Raw genomic sequence first — 9,497 nt, 5'->3', positions numbered from 1 at the left:
GCCAAAGTCATCGGATAAGTCCATGCTCTATCTCGGGTACTTCCTCATCGCGCTCTTCCTCTTTCTGCCGTTCTACTTCGTCCTTGTCAAACCGCCTCCACTCCTCTCCATCTTTATGGGTATGGCGGCCATGGGTTTGGGCGCAGTCTTCTTCTTCGTCACTGCCATCTCATACTTCTGGAAGGGGGCAACGAAATGGGGCGCAATGGCCTGCGTTATCTGGGGCACTGTCTTCACCTGCTATGGAAGCTGGTCTGTTCTGTACAAGAAACCGCCAGACTATGGTATGGGCAGCTACGAGTGGTTCCTGGTCTTAAGCTGCGGCGCTATTTACTTCCTGGTCAGTTTTATGACGAAACCGCCGTCAAAAGAGCTTATTGACAGGTTGTGGTCAAAGGCAATAGATTAAGAGAATATGATACAGAAAAAAGGGGCCTTCGGGCCCCTTTTTTATCTCTCATTTTGTTTAATACCAATTCGTATTCAGGCATAGAACAAGGCGGGGCGAGCCGACGCAGGCTCCGGCAGCTTTGCTGGTGTAGGGGGCGACGTGAGCCCCGGTGATTGAGGAGTGTGGCGATAAGTTAACGAAGTTATATGATTGAATCCGAATTGGTATAAATTCAAAAGGAAAGATGATAAGATATGAAAATATCCGGAGGTCATTATGATGTTGATATATGAGTTTGTGTGGATCGGGTTTGGAATTCTTTTGATCGGATTTGGAATTTACCGCTGGATCAATAAAAGAAAAAAGGCGTAACAATGCCTAAAATAACGGTGTCTGAATATTTTTCACTAAAGACACCAAACAGCCATTGCTTCTGTAAATATTTCTTACTGCACAATCAATCTCTACTGCTTTTTTTCGGGACATATGATACGTTGAAGATCATCATAAACCGTTCCCTGAGGAATCGGGTTCCAGTTTTTATATGAACCTGCCTTGGCATAGTCCAGGGTTTTACCATCCTTTGTCAGTTCAAATACCTCCAGGATACAGAATTCTCTTGTCTTGCTGACACAGTTTAGTCCGTAGAGGACAGTCCTTGAATTGAGCTCATCGAATCCCTGATCCGAAAGTCTTGCCGCCTTGCGTTTCTCGATATATGCCTTCTTCCCCTCTTTACTGTAGATGAGCTTGGTTTTTACACTCAGGACATCGGGAAATGCCTTACCGGATTCATCAAACCGGTAGAAGTGATCTCCATCCTGATCAGTCCCGTACTTCTTCCAGTCGGTTATTTTTGCATCATATACTGCCCTTTCGGTCGGCACCGGCTGCTGCGCGGACTGATCTTTGAGCCACATAATAAACCATATTGCGACGGCCAGAAAAGCCGCTGCAAAGATCATGGCCTTAAGATGGTGTCTTTGTTTTATTTGGCCACCCATACATGAGCCCCTTTTTGTATGTGATAAGACAGGACATGCCTGCCTGATATTCTGCTTCCCTGCAACCTAAAAAGAAAAAGGCCGGTACTGCGAACATTACACCCGGTTCCGGCCTTTCCGTAATAAGCACTATGATCGGTTATTGTTCCTGCTAATGGAGCACATCAGGGACTTCGGAGGTATCCTCTATCAGACCCGGAGCAAGTTCAAAAAGACCGTCAGGAACATTGCCTTTTTTGATATTTTTATACTCCACGATCCAGTTTGAACCAGCAACTTTGACGGGGAAATTATATTCTGCTGAAAACCACTGCTGAATGGTTTCTGTTTTTTTGCCCTTTGTTGCGGTTACCTCATATTTCTTTGCAGTGTAGCCGTTCACTGTCTCTGTGCCGACCAGTTTTCTCCCGGTCTCACCAAATATCTTTTCCTCAATAGTCGGCTTCATGTCAGGTGTCAGCGCTGCCTTAATGTACGTTTTTTCCGCGTTGTTGACCTGCCAGAAGAGATTCTTGTCTCCCCTGACGATTGTATAGAGGGGCGTACTTCCTTTTTCCACACGGCACTTGTTGCCCTTTACATATATCTTGCCGTTTCTTGTTATCTTTCCTTCCTTTGTCATTATATCTGCCGTAAGCTCGACAGCCGAAGCACTCGAAATTGCCGCGAAGAGGAAAAAGAAAATACCGCAGCAAATCATCAAACCTTTATTCATGTTACCCTCCATTTTATCAATATATTTCACCTTTTATGTAACACTAAAACCATCATAAATCAATATATATTTATCCTGCAATTTCAGCTAAATAGTTACCGATTCAGGGGTATGGTGGTTGATGCTTTATCCTCTTTTTCAGCCAAATAGTGTATACAAAAGAAAAACAACATCGAAAACAGAAACAGATTGGATCGGAATGCTCTTTCCCTCCTCTACATCTGTTTGAAGAGATTTAGGTAGTTGCGGCTTACTGTGAGCAACTCAGGTCTTTCTTTTAGTTTCAGCATCCCCCGTCCTGTGATTGAACGGCTCATCTTGTCTATCCTGGCAACATTTACAATGGTTCCCCGATGTATCTGCCAGAATTGACTGGGGTCAAGTTCCTGTGCCAGTTCCTTAATGCTCTTTTTGATAAGGGATTCACCTTCTTTTGTTATTACCAGGGTATATTTATCCTCGGCGCTGAAATAGTCTACCTCTTCTACCGGTATGAGGCGGATAGTATCTTTATGCTGTGTTCTGATCCATCGTAAAAATTCCGTGCCCCTTCTGTCCGGCAGCCTGGAGATAATCTGCTCAACAACTTCGGCAAGTCCACCCGGCGGTTCAGCGGAGGCATTCAGTTGATTCTTGAGGCGCTCAACTGTCTGAATCAGTCTGTCCTTTGATACAGGTTTTAAGAGATAATCAACAGCTTCTCGCTCAAAAGCCTCTACCGCATACTGGTCATAGGCAGTGATAAATACAATGCGGCTGATGCCTGCGATACTCTTTGCCACTTCCATACCTGAAAAACCTGGCATTTTGATGTCAAGAAAGGCGATCTGAGGCTTCAATGATTCCACTAATGCAAGGGTTTCCCTGCCGTTTTGAGCCTCGCCGCATATCACAAGTTCGGGCCAAACCTCCGATAACATTGATTTGAGATATATTCTCAACTCTTTTTCATCATCGGCAATGATAGCCTTATAGATCATGCTTCGGCACCTCAATGATAGCTCTTACACCATTCGGTCTGTTCTCTTCTATGATAAAACGTCCTTTTTCTCCATAGAGTAATTTAATACGCTCCCTCACGTTTCTGATGCCTACCCCGGTTTTGTTTTCCGAAGAAAACCCGGAGCCTGTATCCAGGACTGCTACTCTTATCAGGTTATTTACTTCAATAGCCTTAATCAATATTTCTCCGCCATCAATGCTGGGTTCAAGTCCGTGCTTTATAGCATTTTCAACCAGAGGCTGAAGCAACATGGGAGGAAAAGGATGTTCCCTGATTGTATCTGGAATATCGATAGTAAAACTCAGTCTCTCGCCCATCCTGATTTGCTGAATATTGAGATATGCCTTGATCATTGCAATTTCCTGACCCAGTGTAGTTGTTTCAGGCAACGTCCTTGACAGAGAAGTTCGGAGATAACTGATGAGATCCATCAGCATGGACTTACCCTTGACCGGTTCTGTATCTATGAGGCTTAAAACATTGGAAAGAGTGTTAAAAAGAAAATGGGGCTCAATCTGTGCCTGAAGCAGCCTCAGATTGCCCTCAAGAACCGCCTTTTCACTTGTGAGACGATTGAATCTTTCCTTTTCCGCAGCTTCGCTGACAGATTTTAGCTGTGCCCTGGAATAAAAGAAATACGTGGCTGCGCCGCCGAAAACAAGCGCCATAACAACGGTTTTAAGATGGTGACCCTCCTGTAGTACATCGATGTTGATAGAAAAGAAGTGTCGGAGGATGAAAGGACCTGCTTGCGAACCGATTATATTTCCGCCGATAACACCGGCTGCCAGTATAAAAACTATCGGCAGGGCCTTTCCCTGTCCCGGATTAAAGAGCAGGAACAGCAAAATAATAAGGGTGCAAATTGAAACCCCAAAGGAGAGGGACATGACAAGATTGGGCAGAAACGGCTTTGAGATACCGACAATGGTGAGAAACAGGGCAATCAGAACCGATATGATGATTGTATAGAGGTAATCCAGCAGTATATGTCTGGCATCAAGATGTTTCCTCATAAGACTTGTTGATGGTTCCGTGTTTAGTTTGTTCGTCATTTCTGTCTCAAAAGGTGTATTTTATCCCCGTCATCAATTGATAATTAATGGTGCTCCCAAACTCCGTATTTTTGCCGCCGCCGCTTATCGTGCCCACAGAAAATAGTTCCATATGATTGCCAAGATAGTATGTCACAAGCGTTGTAAATTGGCAAGAGGCGTCATCGAGGTTCTGAGTCCACCGCAGAGTCAGGTCAATAACATTTTTGATATTGTTCTGTAAATATTGAAACAATAGGTAATTCCTTCGCAGAAACTTGAGTCCTGTATTGGCGGTTTGACCAAGGGTCATCTGCGAAAGTCCTGTCATCATGTTGCCCGAGGCCAGGACATTTGCCGCACTGCGCCTCAGGGCATAATATCTATCCGCTTGAGCATCGTTGTAGCCCTGGCCGTTATATGCATATTCCAAAGTCAAGGTTCCCTTTGACTCAAAGGTATAGGAACCTCCTATAAGAATAACCGGTTTCAGAGTATTGCTGTCTTTATAGATCTGCTGCATGGACGATCCAAAGAAAGAGCGTTCTCTTTCCGGATAGAGGGACCTGCTGCCCTCAATTATCGCGCCCTCTGCATAGAAAAGAACAGCATCCGTTAAGGTCCACCCACCCATAAAACCCATCGTATTCCCTGTACGTTCCTTATGAGAGAGGATCAGAGAGGCGTAATTCTCCCTGCCCGTATAATCGATCTTTGCAGCATATATTTTTTCAAAAGGGTCGGGGCCGATAGGTTTGCTGCGGCCCTCTTCAGTATTGGCAATTAAAGAAAAAGTCCAGGAACTCCCTGGAATCCAGACAAGCCGGGCAAAATCAGAACCAGGCACTTCAAGATAGGGGTTACGGCGGCCATTGTCAGGGAAGAATGGATTCGAGGGAGAAAAAAGGAAAGAGGGTCCCCACTGAAGATTTTCACGTCCATAGGAGACGAAAAGGTTTTCCCGCACCTTCACCCGGGCCAGCCACTCATTGATATACCAGTCATCATCCCAATTCGACCCTTGCTCGCGCATTCCTGCGCCTGTCCAGGCGCTGTATTCAAGCCTCATTCTCGGTTTGACCATAAGCTCCAGAGAATCCCTGTTGAACCTCAGATCGGGCCTCAGTTCCATATCGCCGAGATAACGGGGCATCCGGAGGAAGTTATTTCCCGGATTTTGCGTGGAATAGGAAGGCTCCTGGAGAATTCCGTATGTGAGCACTCTGAATTCCATGGCAAATTGTTCGGCAAAGGTTTTCCCTGTTTTGACTGGTTCTGCATCTGTGTCGGCAAATCCTGTTCCTGGCCATATCAAGACTGCCATAAATACTAAAGCTGCTGAAAATAAACATACGGGAATTGAAGCACGAGGTCTCATCCTGTCAGTCCTACTTCACCAGAAGGTTCAAGTTGAACATCGAGTCAGGGATTTTCCTGAAAGAAACTTTCCTAAAGTTCATGGTAGTTACATCCTCCTTTATAATGGCGCTCGTGATTAGCATTCTGGAGATGAATGGGCGAGCTTCACCCTCAACGCTGATACTGTTGTTGTATTCAAAGATAGCGGTCTTGAACATCTTTCCTGATACCGTATAAAATTCTGCCTTTACTCCAACTAAGCGTTCTTTGGATATCCAGTACTTGATGCTGTCATAGGTAGCTTTCTTATCGATTGCCGTAAGGTCAAAGAGGTAGCATGATTCTTTGTTGGCCATGCCATCCGAGACATGGCTGATCTTGTAATCACCGGCATAGTTCGTTGAAGCAATGTCGCCATTAGCAGCGCCGCCAAGGAGTTTCTGCCTTGGAGAGATGGGAACGGCTTTTGAAAGACCCGGTTTTGCAAACCACATATTGCGATCCACCATGAGCATCTTCTGTCCCTTAACATTAGCCGGGGCGAGAAATTCTGCCAAAGAATTGAAACTGCGTGCACTGACTTTAAGAGTTCTTTGCTGTTCACGACCGGATTCTATGGAATCCATGGCAATTTCCCACTCTATGCCGTCTGCATTGCCGCGGGCCTCATCGGATTTCCTGAGTATCTCATCAGGAGTCATGGCATATGTTGCTGGAAGGACAAAGCCTAAGGAAAGGGCTATGACACATTCGAGAATTACTATGTATGTTCTAACTTGTTTACAATTCATCTTTCCTCCTCTTGTTTTTATCTTCACATATCTTAAGTATGCCCCAGGGCATTTACAATGTTCTGTCTGGCTGCCCGTTTCGCCGGCATAATTGCCGCAATCAGGGAAAGTATAATAAGGCAGATCGAGAGCAGGACAAGGGCTTGAGGCACAAAGTTTACCGTCAGCGGCACAGGAGTCGATATGCCGGGAGGTGTGTAAGTAGGGCCTATAGTGCGAATAACAGCCCATACACATGTGTGCAGAACGGCTCCTATGAGGCTGCCAAGAAGACCCAGAAAACCTCCCTCCATTGCAAAAAGTATTGATATGCCTCTTCTTTTAAGTCCCAAAGCCCGAAGTGTCCCGATCTCTCTCGTTCTCTCAAGTACTGCCATACCCATGGTATTGACAGTGCTCATTACCACAATTACAAGTACAATACAGAATATGAAGAGAAACATCATATCGATCATCCCTCTTACCTTGGAATAGAAAAGGGATAGTTCGTTCCATGTCTTTATCTCACAGACAATGCCTGCGCCTGTAAGTTTGGCAAGGAGCAGCGCGCGCATCTTTTCGGTTTTTTCGGTGTCTTCCAGGAGAACCACAATTCTGTCAGCCTTCTCCGTGTCCAGAAGGGACTGGGCAAAACTGAAGGGGAGCCGCATATATTTGTCATTGGTAGCGTCAGAACCTGTATCATATACGCCTGATACATTTAAATCGAGAGCGTTCATCTGACCGCCAAGGGTAGGAGCCATAACTACCCCGTCTTTACCCGGCGTCAGGTTTAGAAACCTGGCCAGGTCCTGGGACATTTCCACTCCGTATGATTTCTGTTCGTTAAGTCCTTCGCCTTTGATCGGTCTAAAAGCTGCCCAGGATCCCTTGATAGTCCTGTCGTCCTGAGGAACAACCCCTTGAGCTATGAATATTGTGGAGACAGTCCCGTTTGATACAATACCGGACAGATTGATCTGAGGCGTTGCCAGAACAACTCCGCCTTGATCGCCAACAAGCTTTGATATTTTTTCGATCTCTGATTTTGAAAACATGTACTTTTCCGGGTCCAGTTTTCCTTTCTCCAACCATCCTGCCTTAAAGATTGTGAGATGACCAAGGCCCTCGCCCCGGATTGCCATTATCTTAAGCCCCGAGTACATGTTGCTTGTGTATCCCCGGAAGAGACTTATAGCAGCAAAGCCCACAGCTATGGCAAGGAGTGTAACAAGGGAACGGCGTTTGTTTCTCATGATATTGCGTAAGGCCAGTTTCATCCATTTCATCATAACTGCCCTCCATCGATAATCCGCCCGTCTTCGAGACGCACGAGCCGTTTTACACGATCCAGTAAACGCTGGTCGTGGGTTGAGAAGATAAAGGTAATAGCGTCCTTTTCATTTAAGTCTCTCATAACGGAAATAATCATGCGGGCTGTTTCCGAATCAAGATTGGCTGTAGGCTCATCAGCAATCACTAAGGAAGGATCATTTACGAGCGCCCGCGCGATAGCCACCCGCTGTTGTTGTCCTCCCGACATTTTTGAAGGGCGGTGATGAATAAACTCAGTAAGGTCTACTTCCTGAAGACGGTATAAAGCCTTCTCCTTTGCTTCTTTGGAAGAGGCGCCGTTTATCTGGAGAGGAAGCATGACATTCTCCAATGCGGAGAGCACGGGGACAAGGTTAAAGCCCTGGAAAATGTAGCCGATCGTTTCATTGCGAAGTTCGCTTCTCTGGTTATCGGATAAAGAATGGACGTTCCTGCCGGCAATAGTCACATCTCCCTCTGATGGTTCATCAATGGCACCGATAAGATTGAGAAGCGTTGTCTTGCCTGAGCCGGAAGGCCCCCATATGGCAACAAATTCTCCCTTATCTATCTGCAAGTCAATCCCCCGCAGGGCATGCACGATTGTTTCACCCAGGACATAATCCTTCTTTATGCTTTTCATCTCTATTAAAGCCATCCCATTCCTCCTTTTCGAGAGCCTTGAACAACCCGATATTGGCTGGAAACCATCTTTTGCAAGTTTCTCTTCAGGGTCATGCGATATTTATACATGACCGATTATACTTCATCAATGCTGCGGCGACAAAAAGACCTGTAAGCCGATAAAAGGGTAATAATTAGGTGCGAAGAGATAAAAATTGAGCCTGTGAGTTTGTGCGAGGATATTACAATATTTTGATATGTAGACATGCATACTTTTAACAGAACGTTGAGGAGCTGATGATGATAGCGCTTTGCTTCGTAATTGGAACAACATCCTTTTCGGTCTTCCCCTATCCCTTTTATACCACTTTTTTCCTTTCGTCCTATACTCTTAGCTCCCGCAGGGGATATGCCTTACAATTGCGACAAGAAGGAGCAAGGAGGTCGGATCATGATAGTGTGCTCCCGCAAATGCTAAAAAGGAGGCATCACATGTTGCATCAAAAGTTAAATAAAAAAGGAATATGTATAAAATTGGTGACATGCAGCATTTACTTTGTCCTTGTCCTGTCCATGACTGTTTTGTCTACCCGCGGCTATGCCCAACAGAAGCATGGTGGACAATCCGGCCAACTCAAGGTCATCGTTACGGGGACAATAAACAACGCAGGTCAAATAAGAATCTCTCTCTTCGATTCATAGGACAGCTATAAGAGCGCAGACAAACCTTTCAGAAAATCCTCGGTCAGTATCAGAAGAGGACGAGCCGAGTGTGTTTTTGAGGGTCTCCCCTACAAAATATACGCAATCAGGCTGTATCATGATGCGAACGGAAATGGTAAATTCGACAGGGATTCCGGCGGTATGCCAACGGAAGCTTATGCATTCTCTAATAATGCTAAGGGCACAATGGGTCCGGCAACATGGAATGACGCCAAATTTTCATTACAGTCGAAAAATATGAAAATGGAAATCTCGCTGGATTGACATTGGGCAGGCTGATAGAAAACCCGGTTTCTGTCCCCATGGTTTCACGCAAGAGCAACAATGAACAGCGGGGCAAAGGCATGAAACTTTATGGGCGGCCAAATGAAATTTGTGTTATGGCGGAACATTGTGTCAGAGGTTCACAAAAGCTTCTTTGTCAAGGATAAACGGCCTGTTGCCCGAATCCCCTTTGATCCCAACCCCGTATTTGTTCTTAACATGTCTTCATTATGAAGATTTGTGCCTTCCGGATTTTCACCTGTTTCATAAAAAAGGTGCAGGGGACGAAGATACAT

The 9,497-nt window shown here is 45.4% G+C and carries 10 protein-coding genes; 2 read left to right on the top strand and 8 right to left on the bottom strand.

What is annotated here, in order from left to right; translation table 11 throughout:
- Positions 1-409 (top strand): hypothetical protein (locus NT178_07700; protein MCX5812414.1); only part of this gene is annotated, 409 nt, incomplete at its 5' end.
- Positions 410-855: 446 nt separating this feature from the next.
- On the opposite strand, the gene NT178_07695 is transcribed toward NT178_07700, so the two are convergent.
- From NT178_07695 to NT178_07660, 8 genes are all read right to left on the bottom strand, one after another.
- Positions 856-1,395: a hypothetical protein gene (locus tag NT178_07695; protein MCX5812413.1), complete on the bottom strand. Its 540-nt coding sequence runs from the start codon at positions 1,393-1,395 to the stop codon at positions 856-858.
- A 151-nt stretch (positions 1,396-1,546) separates the two neighbouring features.
- A complete protein-coding gene (locus tag NT178_07690; GenBank protein ID MCX5812412.1) occupies positions 1,547-2,110 on the bottom strand; it encodes a DUF4412 domain-containing protein in 564 nt (187 codons plus the stop codon).
- Between the two features lie 215 nt (positions 2,111-2,325).
- Positions 2,326-3,090, bottom strand: coding sequence for a LytTR family DNA-binding domain-containing protein (locus tag NT178_07685; protein MCX5812411.1), 765 nt, complete (start codon positions 3,088-3,090; stop codon positions 2,326-2,328).
- Positions 3,080-4,129 carry a histidine kinase gene (locus NT178_07680; protein MCX5812410.1) on the bottom strand — a complete coding sequence of 350 codons (1,050 nt, stop codon included), beginning with the start codon at positions 4,127-4,129 and terminating at the stop codon, positions 3,080-3,082. Before NT178_07680 ends, NT178_07685 begins: the two co-directional genes overlap by 11 nt.
- 46 nt (positions 4,130-4,175) lie before the next feature.
- Entirely contained in the window at positions 4,176-5,471 is a 1,296-nt protein-coding gene (locus NT178_07675) for a hypothetical protein (GenBank protein MCX5812409.1), read from the bottom strand.
- A 64-nt stretch (positions 5,472-5,535) separates the two neighbouring features.
- Positions 5,536-6,297, bottom strand: coding sequence for an outer membrane lipoprotein-sorting protein (locus NT178_07670; protein ID MCX5812408.1), 762 nt, complete (start codon positions 6,295-6,297; stop codon positions 5,536-5,538).
- A 32-nt stretch (positions 6,298-6,329) separates the two neighbouring features.
- On the bottom strand, positions 6,330-7,568 hold the full coding sequence (locus tag NT178_07665; protein MCX5812407.1) for an FtsX-like permease family protein: 1,239 nt from the start codon (positions 7,566-7,568) through the stop codon (positions 6,330-6,332).
- Positions 7,565-8,248 carry an ABC transporter ATP-binding protein gene (locus NT178_07660; protein MCX5812406.1) on the bottom strand — a complete coding sequence of 228 codons (684 nt, stop codon included), beginning with the start codon at positions 8,246-8,248 and terminating at the stop codon, positions 7,565-7,567. Before NT178_07660 ends, NT178_07665 begins: the two co-directional genes overlap by 4 nt.
- A gap of 458 nt (positions 8,249-8,706) precedes the next feature.
- Between NT178_07660 and NT178_07655 the strand changes: the two genes are divergently transcribed.
- A complete protein-coding gene (locus NT178_07655; GenBank protein ID MCX5812405.1) occupies positions 8,707-8,916 on the top strand; it encodes a hypothetical protein in 210 nt (69 codons plus the stop codon).
- Positions 8,917-9,497 lie beyond the last annotated feature (581 nt).

It is taken from the genome of Pseudomonadota bacterium, assembly GCA_026388255.1.
Lineage (GTDB): Bacteria > Desulfobacterota > Syntrophorhabdia > Syntrophorhabdales > Syntrophorhabdaceae > JAPLKB01.
The sequence above is the reverse complement of the archived record's forward strand: the minus strand, read 5'-3'. Positions and strand labels throughout refer to the sequence as shown.

What these genes read in the sequence shown, in the direction of transcription:
- NT178_07695 (MCX5812413.1), bottom strand. Translation starts at nt 1,395, where the DNA reads ATGGGTGGCCAAATAAAACAAAGACACCATCTTAAGGCCATGATCTTT.
- NT178_07690 (MCX5812412.1), bottom strand. Translation starts at nt 2,110, where the DNA reads ATGAATAAAGGTTTGATGATTTGCTGCGGTATTTTCTTTTTCCTCTTC.
- NT178_07685 (MCX5812411.1), bottom strand. Translation starts at nt 3,090, where the DNA reads ATGATCTATAAGGCTATCATTGCCGATGATGAAAAAGAGTTGAGAATA.
- NT178_07680 (MCX5812410.1), bottom strand. Translation starts at nt 4,129, where the DNA reads ATGAGGAAACATCTTGATGCCAGACATATACTGCTGGATTACCTCTAT.
- NT178_07675 (MCX5812409.1), bottom strand. Translation starts at nt 5,471, where the DNA reads ATGGCAGTCTTGATATGGCCAGGAACAGGATTTGCCGACACAGATGCA.
- NT178_07670 (MCX5812408.1), bottom strand. Translation starts at nt 6,297, where the DNA reads ATGAATTGTAAACAAGTTAGAACATACATAGTAATTCTCGAATGTGTC.
- NT178_07665 (MCX5812407.1), bottom strand. Translation starts at nt 7,568, where the DNA reads ATGATGAAATGGATGAAACTGGCCTTACGCAATATCATGAGAAACAAA.
- NT178_07660 (MCX5812406.1), bottom strand. Translation starts at nt 8,248, where the DNA reads ATGGCTTTAATAGAGATGAAAAGCATAAAGAAGGATTATGTCCTGGGT.
- NT178_07655 (MCX5812405.1), top strand. Translation starts at nt 8,707, where the DNA reads ATGTTGCATCAAAAGTTAAATAAAAAAGGAATATGTATAAAATTGGTG.